The 21678-nt window shown below is 70.3% G+C and carries 25 protein-coding genes; 10 read left to right on the forward strand and 15 right to left on the reverse strand.

Annotated features, from left to right (window positions below; all coding sequences use genetic code 11):
• Positions 1 to 157 precede the first annotated feature (157 nt).
• Positions 158 to 352, reverse strand: coding sequence for a DUF6381 family protein (locus tag OOJ98_RS14150; RefSeq protein ID WP_267055020.1), 195 nt, complete (start codon positions 350 to 352; stop codon positions 158 to 160).
• Positions 353 to 646: 294 nt separating this feature from the next.
• Between OOJ98_RS14150 and OOJ98_RS14155 the strand changes: the two genes are divergently transcribed.
• Positions 647 to 877 (forward strand): DUF6479 family protein, encoded by a 231-nt coding sequence (locus OOJ98_RS14155; protein WP_267055021.1) that lies wholly within the window; start codon positions 647 to 649, stop codon positions 875 to 877.
• Positions 878 to 974: 97 nt separating this feature from the next.
• Positions 975 to 2258, forward strand: a complete 1284-nt coding sequence (locus OOJ98_RS14160) for an aromatic acid exporter family protein (RefSeq protein ID WP_267055022.1) — start codon at positions 975 to 977, stop codon at positions 2256 to 2258.
• Positions 2259 to 2350: 92 nt separating this feature from the next.
• On the opposite strand, the gene OOJ98_RS14165 is transcribed toward OOJ98_RS14160, so the two are convergent.
• Both OOJ98_RS14165 and OOJ98_RS14170 read right to left on the reverse strand, forming a co-directional pair.
• Positions 2351 to 3370 (reverse strand): Ku protein, encoded by a 1020-nt coding sequence (locus OOJ98_RS14165; protein WP_267055023.1) that lies wholly within the window; start codon positions 3368 to 3370, stop codon positions 2351 to 2353.
• Between the two features lie 237 nt (positions 3371 to 3607).
• Positions 3608 to 3871 (reverse strand): GlsB/YeaQ/YmgE family stress response membrane protein, encoded by a 264-nt coding sequence (locus OOJ98_RS14170; protein ID WP_267055024.1) that lies wholly within the window; start codon positions 3869 to 3871, stop codon positions 3608 to 3610.
• A gap of 220 nt (positions 3872 to 4091) precedes the next feature.
• Between OOJ98_RS14170 and OOJ98_RS14175 the strand changes: the two genes are divergently transcribed.
• On the forward strand, positions 4092 to 5228 hold the full coding sequence (locus tag OOJ98_RS14175; protein WP_267055025.1) for an ABC transporter permease: 1137 nt from the start codon (positions 4092 to 4094) through the stop codon (positions 5226 to 5228).
• A gap of 85 nt (positions 5229 to 5313) precedes the next feature.
• Here OOJ98_RS14175 and OOJ98_RS14180 read toward each other — a convergent pair whose 3' ends face one another.
• Positions 5314 to 5475 carry a hydrophobic protein gene (locus tag OOJ98_RS14180; protein ID WP_267055026.1) on the reverse strand — a complete coding sequence of 54 codons (162 nt, stop codon included), beginning with the start codon at positions 5473 to 5475 and terminating at the stop codon, positions 5314 to 5316.
• A gap of 193 nt (positions 5476 to 5668) precedes the next feature.
• Here OOJ98_RS14180 and OOJ98_RS14185 point away from each other — a divergent pair, with 193 nt between their 5' ends.
• The 4 genes from OOJ98_RS14185 to OOJ98_RS14200 all read left to right on the forward strand — a co-directional run bounded on the left by OOJ98_RS14185 (position 5669) and on the right by OOJ98_RS14200 (position 8692).
• A complete protein-coding gene (locus tag OOJ98_RS14185; protein WP_267055027.1) occupies positions 5669 to 5842 on the forward strand; it encodes a CsbD family protein in 174 nt (57 codons plus the stop codon).
• A gap of 401 nt (positions 5843 to 6243) precedes the next feature.
• Positions 6244 to 7047, forward strand: coding sequence for an alpha/beta fold hydrolase (locus OOJ98_RS14190; RefSeq protein WP_267055028.1), 804 nt, complete (start codon positions 6244 to 6246; stop codon positions 7045 to 7047).
• The gene (locus OOJ98_RS14195) at positions 7047 to 8357 is read left to right on the forward strand and encodes a PP2C family protein-serine/threonine phosphatase (protein WP_267055029.1); all 1311 of its coding nucleotides are present in this window, start codon (positions 7047 to 7049) and stop codon (positions 8355 to 8357) included. The genes OOJ98_RS14190 and OOJ98_RS14195 overlap by 1 nt, the downstream gene beginning before the upstream one ends.
• Positions 8354 to 8692 carry an STAS domain-containing protein gene (locus OOJ98_RS14200; RefSeq protein WP_267055030.1) on the forward strand — a complete coding sequence of 113 codons (339 nt, stop codon included), beginning with the start codon at positions 8354 to 8356 and terminating at the stop codon, positions 8690 to 8692. The genes OOJ98_RS14195 and OOJ98_RS14200 overlap by 4 nt, the downstream gene beginning before the upstream one ends.
• Positions 8693 to 8710: 18 nt before the next feature.
• Here OOJ98_RS14200 and OOJ98_RS14205 read toward each other — a convergent pair whose 3' ends face one another.
• Positions 8711 to 9916 carry an erythromycin esterase family protein gene (locus OOJ98_RS14205; protein WP_267055031.1) on the reverse strand — a complete coding sequence of 402 codons (1206 nt, stop codon included), beginning with the start codon at positions 9914 to 9916 and terminating at the stop codon, positions 8711 to 8713.
• Positions 9917 to 9974: 58 nt separating this feature from the next.
• Here OOJ98_RS14205 and OOJ98_RS14210 point away from each other — a divergent pair, with 58 nt between their 5' ends.
• From OOJ98_RS14210 to OOJ98_RS14220, 3 genes are all read left to right on the forward strand, one after another.
• Positions 9975 to 10727: a TioE family transcriptional regulator gene (locus OOJ98_RS14210; RefSeq protein ID WP_267055032.1), complete on the forward strand. Its 753-nt coding sequence runs from the start codon at positions 9975 to 9977 to the stop codon at positions 10725 to 10727.
• Positions 10728 to 10878: 151 nt separating this feature from the next.
• On the forward strand, positions 10879 to 11103 hold the full coding sequence (locus tag OOJ98_RS14215; RefSeq protein ID WP_267055033.1) for a hypothetical protein: 225 nt from the start codon (positions 10879 to 10881) through the stop codon (positions 11101 to 11103).
• Positions 11104 to 11122: 19 nt separating this feature from the next.
• The gene (locus tag OOJ98_RS14220; RefSeq protein ID WP_267055034.1) at positions 11123 to 11590 is read left to right on the forward strand and encodes a hypothetical protein; all 468 of its coding nucleotides are present in this window, start codon (positions 11123 to 11125) and stop codon (positions 11588 to 11590) included.
• 105 nt (positions 11591 to 11695) lie between these two features.
• Here OOJ98_RS14220 and OOJ98_RS14225 read toward each other — a convergent pair whose 3' ends face one another.
• The 10 genes from OOJ98_RS14225 to OOJ98_RS14270 form a co-directional block, all read right to left on the reverse strand.
• Positions 11696 to 13210, reverse strand: a complete 1515-nt coding sequence (locus tag OOJ98_RS14225) for a DUF2207 domain-containing protein (RefSeq protein WP_267055035.1) — start codon at positions 13208 to 13210, stop codon at positions 11696 to 11698.
• Complete coding sequence (locus tag OOJ98_RS14230) at positions 13207 to 13761, reverse strand: LemA family protein (RefSeq protein ID WP_267055036.1); 555 nt, start codon at positions 13759 to 13761, stop codon at positions 13207 to 13209. The genes OOJ98_RS14225 and OOJ98_RS14230 overlap by 4 nt, the downstream gene beginning before the upstream one ends.
• Before the next feature lie 365 nt (positions 13762 to 14126).
• Complete coding sequence (locus OOJ98_RS14235; protein ID WP_267055037.1) at positions 14127 to 14480, reverse strand: beta/gamma crystallin domain-containing protein; 354 nt, start codon at positions 14478 to 14480, stop codon at positions 14127 to 14129.
• A 307-nt stretch (positions 14481 to 14787) separates the two neighbouring features.
• On the reverse strand, positions 14788 to 16185 hold the full coding sequence (ahcY, locus tag OOJ98_RS14240) for an adenosylhomocysteinase (protein WP_267055038.1): 1398 nt from the start codon (positions 16183 to 16185) through the stop codon (positions 14788 to 14790).
• Positions 16175 to 17080, reverse strand: coding sequence for a methylenetetrahydrofolate reductase [NAD(P)H] (gene metF / locus OOJ98_RS14245; protein WP_267055039.1), 906 nt, complete (start codon positions 17078 to 17080; stop codon positions 16175 to 16177). The genes ahcY and metF overlap by 11 nt, the downstream gene beginning before the upstream one ends.
• Positions 17077 to 18060, reverse strand: coding sequence for a carbohydrate kinase family protein (locus OOJ98_RS14250; RefSeq protein WP_267055040.1), 984 nt, complete (start codon positions 18058 to 18060; stop codon positions 17077 to 17079). Before OOJ98_RS14250 ends, metF begins: the two co-directional genes overlap by 4 nt.
• Before the next feature lie 175 nt (positions 18061 to 18235).
• Positions 18236 to 19462 carry a methionine adenosyltransferase gene (metK, locus tag OOJ98_RS14255; RefSeq protein WP_267055041.1) on the reverse strand — a complete coding sequence of 409 codons (1227 nt, stop codon included), beginning with the start codon at positions 19460 to 19462 and terminating at the stop codon, positions 18236 to 18238.
• A gap of 118 nt (positions 19463 to 19580) precedes the next feature.
• Positions 19581 to 20225 carry a class I SAM-dependent methyltransferase gene (locus OOJ98_RS14260; RefSeq protein WP_267055042.1) on the reverse strand — a complete coding sequence of 215 codons (645 nt, stop codon included), beginning with the start codon at positions 20223 to 20225 and terminating at the stop codon, positions 19581 to 19583.
• Between the two features lie 104 nt (positions 20226 to 20329).
• Positions 20330 to 21322, reverse strand: a complete 993-nt coding sequence (locus OOJ98_RS14265; RefSeq protein ID WP_267055639.1) for a DMT family transporter — start codon at positions 21320 to 21322, stop codon at positions 20330 to 20332.
• Positions 21322 to 21495: a hypothetical protein gene (locus OOJ98_RS14270; protein WP_267055660.1), complete on the reverse strand. Its 174-nt coding sequence runs from the start codon at positions 21493 to 21495 to the stop codon at positions 21322 to 21324. Before OOJ98_RS14270 ends, OOJ98_RS14265 begins: the two co-directional genes overlap by 1 nt.
• Positions 21496 to 21678 lie beyond the last annotated feature (183 nt).

Raw genomic sequence — 21678 nt, forward strand, 5'->3', positions numbered from 1 at the left:
GCGGCCTCCGATCCGTCCCCACGCTCCATACGAGACGTGTGCCCCGGCGGAGCGGAGTCATACGGGAGGGCCGGTCCTACGGGGACCGGGCACGGCAGCGGGCCTCGCACCGGGACCCGGGAGCGGAACGACGACCCGGGCCCGTATGGACCCGCCGCTACACGGGGTCGGGGTCCAGGCCGGGAACGGCCATCCGGCTCGCCTGCTCGCTCTGCTCCTGGGCCCGGCGGGCCTTGTCCCTCAGACGCTTGCGCTGCTCGGGGTCGGTGGCACGCTCGGCGGCCTCGCGCCACTCCAGCGCCCTGGCCTCCAACTCACGCGCACGGCTGCGGTATTCGTCTCCCACACTCATGGTCACTCCTCGGTAGGGCGGTGGAACGCGGTCGCTGCCAGCTTGGGCGATGTCGTACGAAGCAGCATCCGGGGTTCGGCCATGCGCGGAGCCCGCGTCCCGCACCGGCTCCCTCGCCCCGCTCCCGTGCCGGGGACGCGATCGTCCCTTTGGAGCAGAGGCTCGGGCAGGCGCCGGAGATGTCTGGGCATATTCGGGTAGCAGAGGTATGTCAGCCGCACACATACGTCGTGCGACGCCGCTGCGCAGGGGCCACGACGCCCCCCGGTAACAAGGCAGAGGAGTTCGAGCAACATGGTGATCGCTCACCCGACATCGCAGGTAATCGCCGCGGGACCCGCCACGGCGCTGCTCCTGGTCATCGTGGGAGTGGTGGTGGTGGGCGGGCTCCTCGCGATGTTCATGGCCGGCCGCCGCCGCGCGGCCCGCAAGCCCCCGCCCCCGCCGGCACCGCAGCCCGGCGCGGACTCCTGGGACACCCCGCCGTCGTCCCCCGACGCGGGCGACCACAACGACGGCAGGTAGACGACGGCAGGTAGACGACGGCGGGCACGTGCCCCAAGTCCCTTACCCAGTCGGCCCGAGAGATCGTCACGTCGTGGTGGGCCGCGGGGAGCGGCTGGTGCGAGTACAGGATGGAACGTTGAGGGAACTGGGTCAGACCTTCGTCCAGTGGAGGCAGTGGGCGAGCTGGGAGTGTGCGGCGGTGGCCCGGTCGGCGCGGCGGGCGCTGACCGGCTCGGGGCCCGAACGGGACACCGCGGTCCAGGCGTTGAAGGCAGCCGCGGCCGCGCTGATCGCCTGGGCCCTCGCGGGCTGGTGGTGGAACGCGCCGATGGCGATGCTGGCTCCGTGGACCGCGCTCTTCCTGGTGCAGAGCACCGTCTACCGGTCGCTCAAATCAGCCCTGCAGCAGTTCCTGGTGGTCGTCGTCGGCACGCTCCTGGCGGCCGGAGCCGGTGCGCTCACCGGCAACACCATGTCCGCCATGCTCATCGCGCTGCCGGTGACCATGCTGTTCGGCTCGTACGCCCGCTTCGGTACCCAGGGCCTCAACGCGCCGACCGCCGCGCTCTTCGTGCTGGTCTACGGCACGTACTCGGGCTTCGACATCCTCCACCGCTTCCTGGAGACGCTTCTCGGAGCCGCGATCGGGCTCGCGGTCAACGCCCTCGTGCTCCCCCCGGTGCACTCCCGCAGCGTGCGCCATCTGCGCGGACGGCTGCCGGAGGAGAGCGCGGCGCTGCTGCACACGGTCGCGGACGGACTCGACGAAGGTGACATGGGCCAGGAGGACGCGGAGGCCTGGCACGATCGCGCGCGGCGGCTCACCGACCGCGTGACCGACCTGCGGACGGCCCGCCGCTGGTCGGAGGAGAGCTACCGGTTCAACCCCGGCCACCGCCTGCGCCGTTCGGCTCCGCTGCCGCCGGCCGCCGACTGGGACTACACCTGGGACCGCATCACCAACCACCTCGAAGCCATCACCAGAACACTGGCCGAGACGGCTGTGAACCGGTCCGGCGAGGCCGCTCTTCCGGGCCCCGCCCCGCGGATCGTGGCCGAACTCCTGAGAGCGGCCGGCGACGTGTGCGGGCTCGACGACACTCTGGAGGGTTCGGACTCCACCGGGAAGGACGCCGACGAAGAGGCCGCGCGGCGCACCCGTGACCGCCGCGAGGCGCTGCGGCGGGCGTACGCCGCGGAGACCGAGCTGACCTCGGTCTTCCGGGAGCGCGGCGACGCGTTGCAGGACGCGCTCGCGGCCGTCACCGCGGACACCATCCGCCTCCTCGGCGACCTGTCGACGGTCGCCGGACGGGACCCGGAGGACGGCACCGACGAAGAGGCCGGTGCGCGTCACGGGGACAACGCGGAGGCCGGGGGAGCCGGAGCCCGGGAGTGACCACCCGCTCAGCCGTCAGCCGTCAGCCGTCAGCCGTCAGCCGTCAGCCGTCAGCCGTCAGCCGTCAGCCGTCAGCCGTCAGCCGTCAGCCGTCACGCGGCCTGCCGCCGGCCGTCGAGGGCCTCGATCAGTTGCTCCCGGGTCATGGTGGAACGCCCTTCGATGCCCGCGGCCGTCGCCTTCTTGTAGAGCTCGGCCTTGTTCAGGGCGTGCGGGTCCCGGCCCTTGGGTGAGGCCTGAGCGCGCTTCTTGCCCGTCGGCTTCTTCTCCGTCCGCCGGGCGGTCCGCTTCGCGGGGCTTCCCCCCGCGGTGGCCTTCGTGCCGGTGTCCTTGGGACCGCGGGCGCCCTCCACACTGGCGCGCAACGCCTCCATCAGGTCGACGGCTGCCGACGGCTCGGGCGCGGGATCGGCCTTCTCCACGCTCTCACCCGCCTTCTTCGCGTCGATCAGCGCGGCGACCTTCTCCTGGAAGGTGTCGTGGAACTGCTCGGGGTCCCACTTCATGCTGAGGGTGTCGATGAGCTGCTCCGCCATCTTCAGCTCCTTGGCCGAGGCGGAGGCCTTGCCAGGAAGGGAGTCGATCTCCTGCTTCGGATCCCGGATCTCATCGGCCCAGTGCAGCGTGTGCAGGGTGAGGAGACCGTCCTCGGCCTTCACGGCGACCAGGTATTCGTGCTGGCGCATCACGAACGTGGCGATGCCGGTCTTCTCCGCACGGCCCAGCGCCTGGGTGAGCAGGCTGTACACCTTGCCGTACCCCTTGCCGCGCGGAGCCAGGTAGTACGTCCGGTCGAAGTAGATCGGCTCGATCTCGTCCAGGCGCACGAAGCCGGTGATCTCCAGGGTCTGGGAGCGGCCGGGAGCGATGTCGTCCAGCTCGTCCGGTTCGACGATGACGTACTCGTCGCCCGTGTCGTAGCCCTTGACGATGTCCTTCGCATCCACCTCCTCACCCGTCCGCTCGTTCACCCGGCGGTTGCGGATCCGGTCGGAGGTGCCGCGCTGGAGCTGGTGGAAGTGGACGGTGTGGGTGTCGGTCGCGGTGTAGAGACCCACCGGGAGGCTGACCAGGCCGAAACTGAGGACTCCTGCCCACACGGGTCTGGCCACGACGCCACCGCCTTCGCTTTCGGCCCCCTCTCCAGCCAGGTTCTCAAGCCGGGCGAGCCGTGTCGCGTCGACGTGGGCGATGCGGTCCCGAGGCGTGGGTGCGGCGCCATGGGCGCCGCACCCATACACGTGTCGCCCGTACGGTCCAATCCCACACATGCGCTCGGCGCTCCCCCCGGACAGTGGCCGGAGGGAGCGCCGAGTACGCCGGGACAACGGCGCTGCGACGGGGCTGAGTCAGCCTCGGCGCCCCGCGACCAGGCGGTACAGGAAGAGCACGATCACCGAGCCCACGACCGCGGTGATCCAGGTCGACAGGTGGAAGAAGCCCTTCATTCCGTCCACTCCGAAGACGAGCTGGCCGAGCCATCCGCCGAGCAGCCCGCCCACGATGCCGATCACGATGGTGACCAGACAACCGCCCGGGTCCTTGCCCGGAGTCAGCGCCTTGGCGATGGCTCCCGCGATGAGTCCGATGATGATCCAGGCGATGATGCCCATGACGAAGACCTGCTTCCTTTCGTTCCATGGCCCGGCGGCGACGCCGACCGGGCGGTGACAGCGGGGAGCCGGCCCCCCGTTCGCCTTCTACGCCGTACCCCCGCAGCGGGTCCGCTCACGGGACCTACGGTCCCAGGACCGGGACCGAAGGTCCTGGTCGCAGCCGCACGGATGGGGGTACGAGGCGCGGAAATCGTTCCCGGTCCCGGAGTGGTCGCACATGCCGATGGAAGAAGATGGCGCCCGCCGCACGGCGGAAGAGGAAGCCGACCGCCCGGCCGCGGACGCCGCTGCCCACGGTGGGCACGGCGCGCACGCGAGGAAACGCGGGCCGCGCGAGGCGTGGGGCGACTTCAGGGGCTCCCCGTTCTTCCCGGCCGTCGTGCTCGTCTTCATCCTGTCCGCCGCGGCGGGCCTGTTCGCCGGCTCGTACACCTACTCCATGGCCAATCCGACCCCGCACCACATCCCGACCGCGCTGGTCGCACCGCCCGGATCCGTGCAGGCCGAGAAGTTCGTGGCGGGCCTCGACAAGGCGCTCAACACCTCACTCGCACTCCATCCGTACGAGGACGAGCGCGCCGCACGCCAGGCCATGGAGGAGCAGACCGTCTTCGCCATCGTCGACGTACGACCGGACGGGGTGCACATGGACGTGGCCGGCGCCGCCGGTGCTTCCGTGGCCCAGGTGCTCACCCAGGCCGCGCCCCCGGTCGCGAAGGCCATCGGCGTTCCGGTGACGATCACCGATGTGAAACCGCTGCAAAGGGGCGATCCGCGCGGCCTCGCGCTGTTCTACATCTCGCTCGCGGCGGTGGTGCTGGGGTTCGTCGGCTCCATCCAGCTGAGCGTGCACGCGCGGACCCTGAACCCGCTGGAGCGGATCGCCTTCACGGTGGCGTACTCCCTGCTCGGCGGGTTCACGATCGCCGCCGTGGTCGACTGGGGGCTCGGCGCGGTGCGACTGCCGTTCATCGAGTCCTGGATGATCCTGGCGCTCACGATGTTCACCTCGGGCATGGTCTTCACCATGTTCAACACCCTGATCGGCCGGTGGGCCATGCTGCCCACCTGGGGGCTCATGGTGCTGCTCGGCAACCCGTCGTCGGGCGGCGCGGTGTCCTGGCCCCTGCTGCCGTCGCTCCTGGGCCACGTCGGGCGCTGGCTGCCGCCGGGTGCCTCGGTCAACGCACAGCACACGGCGGTGTACTTCGCCGACGCCCAGCACGCCTTCCCGTTCCTGGTCCTCGCGGCCTGGTCGCTGCTGTCCTGCGCGGTGTTCTGGTTCTGGCGCCACCGTCACCCCGGGGGACGCGATCGCGGTGCGCCGGCCCACGGGGTGGCCGTCGGGGCGTGACCTCCACGGACTCGCGGCGGCACCGGGCAGCACTTCGCCCCGCCGGCAGGGCCGACGGGGCGAGACGGTGTGGCCGGCGTCTGTGTTACCAGCGGTACCAGCGACCGCTTCCGCCACGGGGGCGCGCGATGAACCCGATGAGCCAGATCACCAGGACCACGATGGCGATCCACCACAGCGCCTTCAGTGCGAAGCCGGCACCGAAGAGGATCAGGGCGAGCAGCAGAACGAGAAGCAGGGGAACCATAGTCATCAACCTCCGGTCCACCGTGTGCCCGGTACAGCGAGGGCCACGCATTGCGATCGACGTGCTTCATGTTCACCCTTCCTGACACGACGGGCCACTTGTGGAGCACGGGCGATCCGGGGGTTTGAACGCGCCGTATCGGGCGAGGTGTGGGGAGGTCAAGCCAAGAGCTCAATGTGCGGGAGTGGTTTTTGTGTCGGGTGACCAGAAGGCCGAAGCCAAGGTCGAGCAGGCCAAGGGCAAGGTCAAGGAGACGGCGGGCCGGGCCGTGGGCAACGAGCGACTCGAAGCCGAGGGCGGCGCCGAGCAGGCCAAGGGCGACGCACGCGAGGCCAAGGAGAAGGCCAAGGACGTCTTCAAGGACTGATCGGCGATCAGCGGGTGCTGATCGGTTCGACGGCACATGGCGGGGCCCAGCCGGAACACCCGGCTGGGCCCGCATGTGTGCGCAGACGGTGGTTCGGGCGGTGGCTCCGGGCCGCACTCCCGCCCGTCACCTCACCCGCAAGCGCGCCCACGACGGGCATCACCACCGGCGCCACGACCGTAGTCGCACAGGCACAGGCACAGGCACAGGCACAGGCACCGGAACCCGCACCCGGCGCCCACCCCGCCTCGGGCCCCCGCATCTGCCGAGGCGCCCGTGCGTCCCCCGCGCGGCACCTGCCCGAAACGCGGCCGAACCCGCAGGTGGACATGGGTGGAGGCATGGCGCGGGGTTGATCGCAGGACTTGGGACACGTGAGGGGACTTGAGAGAATGGCGTTCATGGATATCGCGCGCAGGAACAACGTCACCGTCACCGGCAACCCGCAGGGGCGCCCGGTGGTTCTGGCGCACGGGTTCGGCTGTGACCAGAACATGTGGCGCCTGACGGTTCCCGCACTCGCCGACGACTACCGGGTGGTGCTGTTCGACTACGTGGGCGCGGGCCGCTCGGACACGTCCGCGTTCTCCGAGGACCGTTACGGCTCGCTGAGCGGGTACGCCCGTGACGTGGTCGAGGTGTGCGAGGAGCTCGACCTGCGCGACGCGGTGTTCGTGGGCCACTCCGTGAGCTCCATGGTCGGGGTGCTGGCCGCCGCGGAGGCTCCCGAGCGGATCGGCGCGCTGGTCATGGTCGCCCCGTCGCCGCGCTACATCGACGAGGACGGGTACCGCGGCGGGTTCAGCGCCGAGGACATCGACGAGCTGCTCGCGTCCCTCGAATCGAACTACCTCGGATGGTCGGCGGTCATGGCGCCGGTCATCATGGGACACGAGGACCGGCCCGAGCTCGGCGAGGAACTGAAGAACAGCTTCTGCGCCACCGACCCGGAGATGGCGCGCGTCTTCGCCCGGACCACCTTCCTGTCCGATTCGCGGGACGACCTGAAGACGGTGACGGTGCCGACGCTCGTCCTGGAATGCCTTCAGGACGCCATCGCGCCCCGCGAGGTCGGCGCCTTCGTGCACGAGGCGATCCCGGGCTCGACCCTGATCACCCTCGACGCGACCGGGCACTGCCCCCACCTGTCCGCCCCCGAGGCCACCAACGAAGCGATCCGGGGCTTCCTGGCCGGCCTGCGATGATGTGCCGCAACGGGGAGCACCCCGATCCGCACGAGGCCGAAGCGGGCCGGACCGCGGACGCCGCGTTCGCCGCGCTCCTGGAGGACAGCGTCGACGAACTGTACGAGTGCGCGCCGTGCGGCTACCTCTCCACCCTGATGGACGGCACCATCGCCAAGATCAACACCACCCTGCTGGAGCTGCTCGGCCTGGAACGCGACGCCGTGGTGGGCCGGTTGCGCTTCACCGACCTGCTGACCGTCGGCGGCAAGCTGTACCACGAGACGCACTTCGCGCCGCTGCTGCGCATGCAGGGCGAAATCGGTGGCATCGCCCTGGAGATGAAGCAGTCCGGCGGCGGCCGCCTGCCGGTACTCGTCTCCTCGACCCTCAAGCGCGGCGGCAGCGGAGAGCCCCTCCTGATCCGCACCACCGTCTTCGACGCCCGGGACCGCCGGGCGTACGAAGAGGAACTGCTGCGCGGCCGCAAGGCGGCGGAAGCCGCACGCAAGCAGGCCGACGAGGCCCGCAGACAGGCGGAGGCCGACCGCGCCCGCCTCCAGGACGCCCTCGCCGTGCTCCAGCAGTCCCTGCTCCCCGACACCCTGCCGAAGGTCGCCGGGATGGAGACGGCCGCGTACTACCACACGGCCCATCCCGAGCGCCTGGGCGGCGACTTCTACGACGTCTTCCCCATCGGCGGAAACAGGTTCGCCTTCTTCCTCGGAGACGTGTGCGGCAAGGGCCCCCAGGCCGCCGCCGTCACCTCCCTCACCCGCTACACCCTGCGCGCCGCCGCCCTGCACGACCCCGACCCGGTCTCCGCGCTGACCACGCTCAACACGGTGCTCCACGCGCGGTACGCCGGCGGCGGTGACCCGCGGTACTGCACCGCGGTCTTCGGCACCCTGGACCCCGACCCCGAGACGGGCAACGTCTCCGTCCACCTCGCTTCGGGCGGTCACCCTCCGGTCATCGTCGTGCGGGCCGACGGCTCGGCGGACTTCCTGCCCACGCCCGGCGGCCTCCTCGTGGGCATCCTGCCCGCCGCGCGCTTCACGGCCGCCACAACCGTGCTCACCCCCGGCGACACGCTCCTGCTCTACACCGACGGCATCACCGAGGCCCGCACCGGAGAGGACCGCAACAGCCTGTACGGGGACGAGGCCCTGCTGGCCTTCGCCGCCGGGCACGCCGGCAAGCCCCCGGACGCCGTCATCCAGGCCCTGACCGGCCTCCTGAACAGCTTCGGTGAAGGCCTCGACGACGACACCGCCCTGCTCGCTCTCGGCGTCCCCGCCGCCAACCCGCAGACGAGAAGCCCCGAATGAGCCCACTCAAGATCACCTCCCGAGACTCCGCGACCGGCCCCGTCCTGGCGGTCTCCGGCGAACTCGACTACGCCAGCGCCGAAGGCCTGCGGGACCTGATCGCCGCGACCACCCTCGAACCCGGGCAGCGCCTCGTCCTGGACCTGGGCGGCATGGACTTCTGCGATTCGAGCGGCGTCAGCGCCCTGATCGCCGCCCACAACCACGCCCAGGCGGCCCAGGCCCACGCGGCGCTCGCGGCCGTGCCCGCCAACACCCTGCGCATCCTGCGCATCGTCGGCCTGGACCAGATCTTCCCGCTGTACCCCGACAGTGCCACGGCCACCTGCGCCTGACGCACACGTGGTGACCAGCTAGTCCGCCACGACGTCCCTGACGAAGACGATCCCGTCGGTCGTCGCCAAGTGGGCGGGGTCGAACGGCGCGTAGCCGAACCAGGGAGACACGCGGGGTGTCGGCGGTGTGGGGGCGAGGGAGGCGGCGAGCGCGGGTGCGTCCACGAGGCAGCGGTCCTGCGGCTGGGCGTACAGCAGCCCCTCGACGCTCGCCGGAGGCGGGGCCTCCACCCCTTGGTGGCTGATCGTGCCGACAGCGGTGGCGAGGAAGGCGTAGTCCCTGCCCAACCGTGCGCCGACGAGAGCCCCGGCGCTCCACCACTCCAAGCGCGCCCCGCCCATCCGCATCGCGCTCCTGTCCCGCTGGAGATGCGCGTTGTGGGCATGGACGAGCCCCGGTCCACGTTCGGCGACGGCGGCGAGATTCTCCGCCATCATCCGGTCCCGCAGGGCGACCAGCCGGGTCATGCGGTTCGGTGAGGTGTCGGCCATCCAGGAGTGGTAGCGCAGCAGACCGGTCGCGGTACGTCCGTACAGACGGGCCCGGTCCCAGGCGTCCCACGAGGACGCCGCGATCAGCTGCGGCGTCTGCTCCTCGAAGAGCGCCACCAGGTCGTCGGCGAGCAGCCGCAACTCCTTGGCCTCGGCCGACCGTCCGAAGGACCGGGCCGGGTCCGTCATCGCGGCCGGCTCGGTCCACACGTCGTCGGCGCCGAGCAGGCGGTCGAGCGTTGCCTCGGTGCAGGGGAGCAGATCCGCGCCCACCTGGTGGGACAGGTAGAAGTGCAGCGCGGTGAGGGCCTCGCGGGGGCTCGCGGCCTCGGTCATCTCCAGGGGGCCGTCGATGCCGGCGAACCGGAGCCGGTCGGATGCGGGCCGGCCGTCGTTGAACGCGCGCATCCACTGGACGAGTTCGCGGTTGGCCGCGCAGTCGTTGAACCATGTGTGGCTGAACCCGTGGGCCATGACGTCGCCGAGCGTGCCGCTGCCCGAGGTGACGTAGTCGTCCACGAGCAGGCCTTTCGTGCAGTCGCTCTCGAGCGCGATCGTGCGGTAGCCCTCGTGCTCGACGAGGTGCCGGAAGAGTTCGTTGCGCAGGTCGAGCAGGGTGGCCTCACCGTGGGTGGGTTCCCCCAGGGCGAGCAGCCGGGGACGGGTCGGGAGCAGCTTCATGACGGTGGCCGCATCCACGGCGTGCACGGCGTCCTTGATGTCGATTGCCATGGATTCAACGGTATCCTTGAAGCTTCGGTGGAGACTTTCCAGCGATACCCTCGGGGAAATGACCCAGAACCTTAAAACCGGTCATCGGCTGAGGCCGGTGGACCTTGCGCGCGATCACGGTCTCTCGACGCAGGCGGTCAGGAACTACGAGGAGGCCGGCGTCCTCCCGGCCGCGGAGCGGACTCCGCACGGCTACCGCGTCTATACGCCTCTGCACGCGGCGGCCCTGCGTGCCTTTCTCGCGCTGGTCCGGGGCCACGGACACGGCGGAGCCACCTCCATCATGCGAGCGGTGAACGAGGGCTCGGAGGAGGAGGCGTACCGGCTCATCGACGAAAGCCACGCGCAACTCCTCGACGACCGCCGAACCCTCCGGGCAGTGGAGAGCGCCCTGCGCGACCTGGCACCGGTGCCGTCCGGATCCCTCGCGGCACCCGGACCGCCCTCGGTCCGCGGTGCACGGCCCGGCGGCCTGTTCATCGGGCCCCTGGCGGCGCAGCTCGGCATCGTCCCGGCGACGCTGCGCGCATGGGAGGAGGCCGGCCTGGTCCACCCCCGCCGTGACCCGCTGACCGGGTACCGCGTATATGACGAGCCGGCCGTACGGGACGCCCGCATGACCCACCAACTCCGGCGCGGCGGCTACCCGTTGGAGCAGATCGCCCCGCTGATCACCCAGGTACGCGCAGCCGGCGGCCCGGAACCCCTGGAAGCCACCCTGGCAGCCTGGCACGCCCGCCTGGCCGCGCGGGGGCGGGCCCTGCTGACGGGGGCCGCGGAGTTGGACGCGTACCTCCGCCGGCGGGGCTAGGTCGTCAACGGGCGGTGGCCATACGATCGTTGCGAGGTCACCATCGGTGCTTTGACGAAATTAAGTACGCACCAAAACGTCTTCCCCGCACGGAAGTTGATGCATACGGTCGCCCTTGTCAGTCGGCAGGACAATGCCAAGGAGGGACACCATGAACCCCAACGTCAGAGCCGCGGCCGCCACGGCCGCGCTCGTCACCGGGCTGCTCGCCGCCGGTGGTGTGGCCAACGCCGCGGAGAGAACCGATGCCCAGAACCTCTCCGCGCACATCCAGAAAGCCGTCGTCGCCGAGCAGCAGCTCGGTGGAACGACCGGCGGCCCCATACTCGGCCTCTTCCTGACCGCGCCCGACGACGCCGAGACCGCGTCCTCCTGACGCCGCGGAGGCGCGCACCGTGGACCGTCAAGGCGAAGACCACATCACCTGGTGCCCGAGCGGTGACGCCGACCGCCCGGAATCCGTAGTCCTCGGCGTCAGGTCGGGAGAGAACGGGCACGTCGTCTATCTGGACCGGCCCGTGCCGGCGGCGGACGCGCTGCCCGGCATCCCCGAGGGCATCGCGCCCCACCGGGTGCTCCGGTTCGCCTCGCACTGCACCTCCGCCTGTGCGAACCGGGTGGGCGACGACTGCGGTCTGATCCAGCGCATCCAGACGCTGCCGTCGCCGCGCGACTCGGGCGCCGTGCCGCGGTGCCACCTCCGCCCGCACTGCAAATGGTGGAGTCAGACGGGAGTCGACGCCTGCCACCGCTGCCCCGCCCTCGCCACGCTCAACTCCGCCGACGACCAACTCGCCGCGCTGGTCGCCGATCCGGCCACGACCGTGGAGCAGTTGGAGAGCTGGATCGCCGCGGCGGAGTGAGCCACCCGGGAACCCGGCGGGCTCCGGCCCGTGAGCGGCGCCCCGGCCGACATCGCCGGCCGGGGCCACAGCGCCGAAGGGCGCTGAAGTGGCAGGCGGAACAGGTCAGTTGACGACCGGCACCGCCGAGCGGACCACCCGCGTCGCCGGTGACACCGACAGTCGTACGATGCTGCCCGGCGCGACGGCCGGTGCCCCGCGCGGCAGCGCCCACGCGATGGTGCGATCGCCCTGGCCCGTGTCCAGCGCGAGGAAGCGCGGCGCCGACTTGCGCCTACGGGGTTCCATGCGGAGCACCTCGCCCGTGACGGTGTGCGCGGCGCGGCGCTCCAGGACGGCGAGCACCACGTAGTACACGGTCAGTGCGGCAAAGCCCGCGACGAACAGCATCTCGATCGGCAGCGGCCCGTCCATCGTGTCGAAGGGCGGGACGGCGCTCCACCCCACGAAGTTGCCGGGCATCATCGCGAGGAAGCCCACGAGGAACATCCAGCGGTTGAAGCGTCCGGCCACGAGCACGCCGAGCAGGGCGACGCCCACCCACCCCGCGCTCAGGATCAGCCCGGGGCGGCGCACCGAGTGCTCGGTCGCCGGAGTGTGCGGCACCGCCCAGTCGGGCTGGCGCAGGGTCGCGAAGAGATACAGGCCCACGGCCACCACCGCCGCGGCGCAGGCCAGTTGCACCAGGTCGGCGGTCTTGGCACCGAACCCCGGACGCACCCGCGGATAGCGGATCCGCACCGGACGCCACGTGCCGCCGTACGACGACCAGACGCGTCGCTTGTCACCGGCGTCGAATCCGAGCAGGCGCCCGGCGCGGCTGGTGACTCCGAGCGCGGCGCCGTAGCCGAGGTAGCGGTCCCACACGGTGACGGCCGCCGGGGGCAGCTGCGCGAACTCCTCATGGGCGTGCAGCCAGGAGGCGACCCCCGCCCAGTGGCCCGCGCGGTCGAGTCCCCGCCGGGTCGCCCGCTCGCCGAGCGCCCGCTTCAGCAGCCACATCAGTACGACGGCCGGGAGAACGCCGACGAAGACGGCCGCCCGTATGCCGTGCCCGCCCGAGACGGCGGCCACGGTGAACGGCGCACCCGGCACGAAGAGCGTCACCAGGAGGGCCCCGGCGAGGATCCGCCCGAACCGCGGCCTGGAGAGCCCGCGCAGCCGCGCCTCGGCGATGATCTCCTGGCGCAGCTCGCTGTTCCAGGACGTGGCGCGCTCTTCGGCGCGGAAGGCGATGGCCCCGATGGGTGCTCCCGTCGCGCCGGCCCGTTCGGCGACGCGGTGAAGGACGCGGCGCTCGTACGGCGTGAGGTCTCCGGCGTCCTTGCCGGTGAGGTGCACCGTGCTGCGGGCCGGATCGTCGTCGGGCTGCCGCACCTCGATGACTCCGCGTGCCGCGAGGTCGAGAAGAGTGGCCGCGGCGGCGCGGTCCACGGAGCGCCACCGGTTGGCCAGCAACGCGACGACGGCCGGGGATTCGGGGTCCTCCCCGAACTCCTGCGTGGCCGGGCCGGCGACGACGGCGCCGTTGCGGGTCGCCGCAAGGGCGAGGCCGAACAGGGCGAGCCACAGGGCGATCAGCCCGGCGCCGCTCCAGTACATCTCCGCTTCGAACGTCACGCGAACTTCACCTGTACCGGTGCCTGCGCGGCGGTTCCGGCCTCGAAGTACTCCCGGCGCGCATGGGCGCCGCCTCGGCCGGCCACCACGTTGCCCGGGAAGCTCTCCAGAGCGCTGTGGTAGCTCTGTACGGCGCTGTTGTAGAACTGCCGCGCGTAGGCGATCTTGTCTTCCGCGGTGGTCAGTTCGTCCTGCAGCTTCGCGAAGTGACGGTCGGCCTTCAGCTGCGGATAGCTCTCGCCCAGCGCGAGCAACGTGCCCAAGGACGCGGTGAGGGCGTCCTCGGCGGCCGCCTTGTCCATGACTCCGAGGTCGGCGCCGGCCGCCGCGCCACGCGCGGCGACCACCGCTTCGAGCGTGGCCCGCTCGTGCGTGGCGTATCCGCGTGCGCTCTCGACCAGGTTCGGAATCAGTTCATGCCGCCGCTTCAGCTGGACGTCGATCTGCGCCCAGGACGCCTGCGTCTGGTTCCGCAGCCGCACCAGCCTGTTGTACGTACGGACCAGCCACCACACCAGCGCGATGACCAGCACGGCTATGGCCGCAGCCACGATGACACCCACAGTGTCGCCCCCCAAGAAAAAAGACTCATGACTCGACCCCCCGGTCGAACCTGGAGATCTTAAGCCGCCCTGGGCGGGGCCGTCGCCACATAGTGCGGCGCTCACGTGGGAGGCGGTCGGCAACGAGTCGTCGCCGCCGATGAACCGACGGGGGTCCCCGGCCGTCCTACAGAACGAACGGAAGCCGGTCACGCCGCGCAGGGACGTGACCGGCGCCGGACACCGGACCCCACCCGGTTCAAGTGGAGGTAAATCAGGCGGTCAATCCGGAACTGCCGTTTCTCCGCAGGGAATTCGTGTGAGGAACGTGTCCTGCCGACGTCCACTCCGGAGTGTAATTCCGATTTTCAGGCTTACAGGATTTCGATGGACTTCACCTTCGGGGGGCGGTTGGGGAAGGTGATGTCGTGCCACCGGTCGATCCTCACGGAGTCGCCGTTGGCGTCGAAGTAGATCAGGTCGTTGTTCCCCGTGGAGATCCTGTCGACCCACCACCCGCCGAAGTCGGTCCGGCCCTTGTTGGCGTAGCAGTCGACGCTCTGACGTCCACCGCTGTGGGACCAGATCTTCAGGAAGTTCTCGCCGCCACGGCACTCGACGTGATCGATGGCGAAGGCGTTGCCGGTGGGCATCACCACGGTGAACGCGGCTGCCGCGGCGACCGCCACGGTGGCGGAACGGACGATTCTCTTGGTTTTCGAGATCACAGGTCTCTCCTAAATTCGAATGACGAACCGGGAGCAGGCGACGTCACGACAAGGACTCGCGGCGTGCCGTGAGGGCACCACGAATGACCGGCGCGATGCGGCCTTCGTGCTGCCCTGTTGTGCGCTTGCACGGCAACGTTCCTGTAAAGCTGGTGTACATGGCAATCGCCTAGGAACTACCCGGCTGGAATGTGCCTCCCAATGTCCAGAACGGGGTCACTGGACCGTGTTGTTCGGATCGCTCTCGAATGTCCCGGATTAGCGCTCGTTTTCGGACGCCGCCGACCGTGTTCCTCGTGGGTTCAGGTCAGTAGCGGTAGTGGTCCGGCTTGTACGGGCCTTCGACCTCGACGCCGATGTACGCCGCCTGCTCCGGGCGGAGCTCGGTCAGCTTCACGCCGAGCGACGCCAGGTGGAGGCGGGCGACCTTCTCGTCGAGGTGCTTGGGCAGCACGTACACGTCGGTGGGGTACTCGGACGGCTTGGTGAACAGCTCGATCTGGGCCAGGGTCTGGTCCGCGAAGGAGTTCGACATGACGAAGGAGGGGTGACCCGTCGCGTTGCCGAGGTTCAGCAGACGGCCCTCGGACAGGACGATCAGGACCTTGCCGTCGGCGTGCGTCCAGGTGTGCACCTGGGGCTTGACCTCGTCCTTGACGATGCCCGGGATCTTGGCCAGGCCGGCCATGTCGATCTCGTTGTCGAAGTGGCCGATGTTCCCGACGATCGCCTGGTGCTTCATCCTGGCCATGTCGGCGGCCATGATGATGTCCTTGTTGCCGGTCGTGGTGACGAAGATGTCGGCCTTGTCGACGACCTCGTCCAGGGTCGTGACCTGGTAGCCGTCCATCGCCGCCTGAAGCGCGCAGATCGGGTCGATCTCGGTGATGATCACCCGCGCACCCTGGCCGCGCAGGGACTCCGCGCACCCTTTCCCGACGTCGCCGTACCCGCACACCACCGCCGTCTTGCCCCCGATGAGGACGTCCGTGGCGCGGTTGATGCCGTCGATGAGGGAGTGGCGGCAGCCGTACTTGTTGTCGAACTTCGACTTCGTCACGGCGTCGTTCACGTTGATTGCCGGAAACAACAGCGTCCCGTCCCGGTGCATCTCGTAGAGACGGTGGACGCCGGTGGTGGTCTCCTCCGTCACGCCGCGGATCTCCGAGGCCAGGGCGGACCAGTCGATCGGGCTGCGCTCCAACAGGGCCCGTACGACGGCCAGTTCCTCGTTGACGGCGTCGGGGAGCCGGCCCGTCTTCTGGCGCTCCACGCCCAGGTGCACCAGCAGGGTGGCGTCGCCGCCGTCGTCCAGGAGCATGTTGGGGCCCGGCAGGCCCGGCCAGGTCAGCGCCTGCTCCGTGCACCACCAGTACTCCTCCAGCGTCTCGCCCTTCCAGGCGAAGACCGGAATACCGGCCGCGGCGATCGCCGCCGCCGCGTGGTCCTGCGTCGAGAAGATGTTGCAGGACACCCAGCGCACCTCCGCGCCGAGCGCCACCAGCGTCTCGATCAGAACGGCGGTCTGCACCGTCATGTGCAGCGAACCCGTGATGCGAGCGCCCGCGAGAGGCCGGGACGCCACGTATTCCCGGCGCAGCGCCATCAGACCCGGCATCTCGTGCTCGGCCAGCGTGATCTCCTTGCGTCCGAACGCGGCGAGGGAGAGATCGGCGACCTTGAAGTCGGTGAACTCAGCTGACATGGGCGCTCCTTGTGCTCAGGACATCGCGATGGATGTCGAGGGCTGCCGTGGACTTGTTGAGGGTGATGTAGTGCAGGCCGGGCGCGCCCTCGGCGAGGAGCCGGTCCGCCATCGCCGTGGCGTGGGCGACACCGATCCGGTACGCCTCCTCGGGCCGCGCGCGGGCCGCCTCCAGACGGTGTGCGAGGTCCTCCGGGAAGGCCGCCCCGGAGAGCTCCGCGAAGCGGCGGATCTGGCGCACATCGGTGGCGGGCATGATCTCGGGGATGATCGGCACGTCGCAGCCCGCGGCGGTCACCCGGTCGCGCAGCCGCAGGTAGTCCTCGACGTGGAAGAACATCTGCGTGATCGCGTAGTCCGCGCCCGCCCGGCACTTCGCGACGAAGTGACGGATGTCCTGCTCCCAGTCGGGGGAGCGCGGATGCCGCTCGGGGAAGGCGGCGACGCCGATGGTGAACTCGCCCAGCGAGCGCACCAGTCGGACCAGCTCGCGGGCGTATGTGAAGCCCTCCGGGTGCGGGGTCCAGGGGCCGCTGGGGTCGCCCGGCGGATCGCCGCGCAGGACGAGCACGTCGCGGATGCCCGCGTCGGCATACTGGCCGATGATGTGCCGGAGCTCGCCGGCCGAGTGACCGACCGCCGTCAGATGGGCCACCGGCCGCAGGGTGGTCTCCGCCGCGATCCTGCGGGTGACGGCGATCGTACGGTCGCGGGACGAGCCGCCCGCCCCGTACGTCACCGACACGAAGTCGGGGGCGAGGGGCTCGATCCGCCGGATCGCCCGCCACAGCGTCTGCTCGCCCGCCGCCGTCTTCGGCGGGAAGAACTCGAAGGAGAACGTCGGCGGCGTGTGCGTCGCCGGTGCGGCGTCCGGCCGGTGCGGCGCCGCCGTCATGACACGGGGGCGAGCCGCGGTTCGAGAGCGCGGGCCGTCTCGGGGCCGTACGTCCGGTCGATGCGGGCGACCAGGTCCGACGGGGTCAGCTTGTACTCCTGGGTGCCGACCGATTCGAGCACGGTGGTGGCCAGGGCGCAGCCGAGCCGCGCGGACTGTTCCGGGGTGCACCCCCAGGCGGTCCCGGCGAGGAACCCGGAGCGGAATCCGTCACCCGCACCCGTGGGGTCGGCGATCCGGTCCGCGGGTACGGCCGCGATGCGCAGCGCCTTCGCCCCCGAGCCGGCCAGCGACACACCGCCCTCCCCGAGTGTGGTGATCCAGGAGCCGACGCGGTCCAGCAGGTGCTGCTCGGTCCACCCCGTACGGTCGAGCAGCAGCGCTGCCTCGTACTCGTTGGTGAACAACCACCGTGCGCCGTCCACGAGTTGACGGGCCTCGTCGCGGTCGAGGCGTGCCAGCTGCTGCGAGGGGTCGGCCGCGACGGGAATGCCGAGCCGGTGCGCGGTGGCGGTGTGCCGCAGCATGGCGCCCGGGTCGTCGGCGCCCACCAGTACGAGCCGGGGCTTCCCGGTGCGTGCCGTGACGGCGGCCAGATCGATCATGGACGCCTCGGCCATGGCACCGGCGTAGAAGGTGGCGATCTGGTTCTGGTCCTGGTCGGTGGTGCACACGAAGCGCGCGGTGTGCAGGGTCGCACTGACCCGGACCTCGGCGGTGTCGACGCCGCCGGCCCGCAGCCACGCGCCGTACTCGGCGAAGTCGACGCCCGCCGCACCGACCAGGACCGGGTCGAGGCCGAGCAGACCGAGCCCGAAGGCGATGTTGGCGCCGACGCCGCCCCGGCGCACCTCCAGCCGGTCGGCGAGGAACGATAGGGACACCCGTTCCAACTGCTCCTTGAGGAGCTGTTCGGCGAAGCGTCCGGGAAAGACCATCAGATGGTCCGTCGCGATCGAACCGGTCACGGCTATACGCATGGAGCACACTCCTTGGATCTGGGTCCGGGGGGTGGGGCGGGCCGGGACGGCCGCAGCGCGGGAAGGCGGTGCGCGGTCCGGGGGAGACCGCGCACCGCCTCCCCGCGCGCCGGGCCCGTCCCGGCCCGCGGAGACCACTCCGGCTCGCGTGTCCGGCTGCCCCGGCGGCGGGCCGTCAGCCCGCTGCCACGGCCTTGCGCAGGGCGTCGGCACGATCGGTGCGCTCCCAGGTGAAGTCCGGGAGCTCACGGCCGAAGTGCCCGTAGGCCGCCGTCTGGGCGTAGATCGGGCGGAGCAGGTCGAGGTCGCGGATGATCGCGGCAGGGCGCAGGTCGAAGACCGAGGTGATGGCCGACTCGATCCGCTCGACGGCGACGGTGTGGGTGCCGAACGTCTCCACGAAGAGGCCCACCGGCTCGGCCTTTCCGATGGCGTACGCCACCTGCACCTCGCAGCGCGCCGCGAGGCCCGCCGCGACGACGTTCTTGGCGACCCAGCGCATCGCGTACGCCGCCGAACGGTCCACCTTGGAGGGGTCCTTGCCGGAGAACGCGCCGCCACCGTGCCGGGCGTAACCGCCGTACGTGTCGATGATGATCTTCCGGCCGGTCAGTCCGGCGTCCCCCATCGGGCCGCCGATCTCGAAGCGGCCGGTGGGGTTGACCAGGAGCCGGTAGTCGTCGGTGTCCAACTTGATTCCGTCGACGGCCAGTTGGGCCAGGACGGGCTCGACGACGTGCGCCCGGACATCCGGAGTGAGCAGGCCCCCGAGGTCGATGTCGCCGGCGTGCTGCGAGGAGACGACGACCGTGTCGAGCCGCACCGGCCGGCTGCCCAGATACTCGATGGTGACCTGTGTCTTGCCGTCGGGCCGCAGATAGGGGACGGTGCCGTCCTTCCGCACTTCGCTCAGACGGCGCGAGAGACGGTGGGCCAGCTCGATGGGCAGCGGCATCAGGGTGGGGGTTTCGATGGTCGCGTAGCCGAACATCAGGCCCTGGTCACCGGCGCCCTGCCGGCCGAGTTCGTCGGCCTCCCGCACGCGTGCGGAGCCGTCGTCCCTCGACTCGTACGCCGTGTCGACGCCCTGTGCGATGTCGGACGACTGGGCGCCGATGGACACCGACACTCCGCAGGAGGCGCCGTCGAACCCTTTGGCGGAGGAGTCGTAGCCGATGTCGAGTATCTTCTGGCGCACCAGGGTGGCGATGTCGACGTAGGCGGAGGTCGTCACCTCGCCGGCTATATGCACCTGACCCGTGGTGATCAGGGTCTCGACCGCGACGCGCGAGGCGGGGTCGCGGCGCAGCAGTGCGTCGAGGATGGTGTCGCTGATCTGGTCGGCGATCTTGTCGGGATGCCCCTCGGTGACGGACTCCGAGGTGAACAGGCTGCGGGACATGACACTCCAGGACTGGGGTGGATGGGCACGGGGCAGCTCGTGGTGGTCCTGCCGTCCTTCGTATTGGCGTGTCGTGGTGGGGTGAGCACGGGCTCCGCTCCCACCCGCCGCCCGGGTCCTACCGGGCCCCGGCCTTGCGGAACACCCAGTAGTCGGCGCCCTCTTCGGCGATGTAGTTGGCGTCCTCCAGCGTGAACTGGAGCCTGGCGCGCTCGGTGACCTCGGGCGACCGGGCGAACTCCTCGAACCCGGTCTCCGCGGCGTAGCTGCCGCGCGTGGACACCAGGATCAGGCCGTCGGGCCGGGCGTATTCGATCAGGGTGAGCAGCGCCGTCGGCCGGACATGGCCGAGGGTGAAGACGCCGCTGCTGACCACGATGTCGTACTGGTCGAGACGCTCGTCCCGTACGGGAACCGACAGGTCGACCCCGCCGTAGACCTTGCGGTACGCCTTGGTCCGCTCGGCCTCGGCCGCCATGTTCTCCGACAGGTCGACGCCGTCGATCACGTAGTGGCCCAGGGTGCTGAGGACGCTGCCGACGAGACCGGTGCCGCAGCCGGCGTCGAATATCGTCGATTCCGGTGATCCGTAGGCGGAGGCGAGCAGGTGCACGAAGTTGGCCGCGACGCGCGGTGCCACCCACTTCTGGTCCGCGAGGTCGCCGTTGTAGCGCGTCGCCCAGTCCTCGTAGTAGGTCTTCAGGCCGGGGGAGTCGTCGAAGAACACGTGGGACTGCTTGATGTTGGTGAAGGAGTTGCTCATGGAATTTCCTCCCTGTGAATGAGTGGCGGCGTGGACGCGCAGACGTGAGGATCCGTGGACTCGTCGGGCCCAGCCGGTATGCGGTGTCGAGCTGTGCCAGCCCGTCACATCACGACGGGCACATCCGATGCGTCGGTCTTCTCCTCGGCGGCCTCGGTGCCGGCCCTGGCCCGTGCGTTCTTCACGTCGAACACCATGTAGACGCCGATCCCGCAGAGGACGAACAGAGCGCCGCCGACCTCGGTCCAGGTGGGCATGCGGTGCTCGACGGGAAGGCTCAGGATCGCGCCGAAGATGGTCTCCGTGGCGAGCAGCGGCCCGACGAGGGGGACCGGGATTCCCTGGGCGGCCTTGACCCAGATGTAGGTGCCCCACCAGGAGGCGATGACGCCCAGGAAGACGCACCACGCGATGATTTTGAAGAGCGGATACGGTTCGAACGTCTCCTGCGGGGTGGTGGCGATCGCGAAGGGCAGCAGGACCATGGAGGCGCCGCCCGCCCCCATCGCCACGAGCGCCGCCCAGATCGTCGGGTCGGGCTTGCGCTCCCAGGTGCGCTGCGACTGGGCGTTGCGGACCACGAAGTAGGACCAGGTGCCCATCGCGCCGAGGGCGAGCAGGATCGCGAAGAGCGAGGCGTGCGCGCCGCCCTTGCCCTTGCCCTCGATGAATTCGGTGACGCTGAGCAGGGTGAGACCGGACAGGATCAGAACGACCGGCCCGACGAGCTCCCGCCACGACATGCGCTTCTCCGCGAAGTTCCCGGCCACGGCGATCGTGATCGGTGACGAGCCCACGATGACCGCGGTGATGAATCCGCTGTCCATGGTCGCGGAGTACGACACGCAGATGTAGAAGAGGAAGTACCCCACGAACCCGATGTACAGGCCGAAGAGGGTCCTGCGGACCGGCATCCGCCTCAACTGGCGCCAGTTCCGGATCAGGACGTAGAGACCGCACAGGCCGAACAGCGAGTAGCGGCCGGTGACCAGGAGGAGTTCGCTCGCGGGTTTGACGGCGGCGGGGGCGACGAAGGCGAACGCCCAGAGCAGCGCGGCCGTCAGCGCGGCGATCACATTGTTCCGTGTGCTTCCCATCAGACAGTCGGCTCCAGCGTGCGGATCTCGCCGGAGTAGCTGACCATGCGGTCCTTGATGCTGCCCCCCGGATTCATGAACTCGGCCTCCGCGGAGATCCGGACGTCGGCCGGAACGTCGAAGGTCTTCAATTGAACGAGGGGTGAGTTGCCGATGGTCGACTGGATATTCATCCCGACTCCCTTTACTGAGTGGGTGACGCGGTAGGTATCAGGCACGGCCAGGAGTGACGGTGCAGGGCTGCGCGTGGCGGGTGACGGGGACGGTGGAACACGGGAGGTGCGGGGGCGGCGAGACACCGCTCCGGGTGGTGCGGGGAGTTCCTCGACGTCTCGCCGCGCCCCTGTCGGCCGCGT

This window comes from Streptomyces sp. NBC_00083 (assembly GCF_026343295.1).
GTDB lineage: Bacteria > Actinomycetota > Actinomycetes > Streptomycetales > Streptomycetaceae > Streptomyces.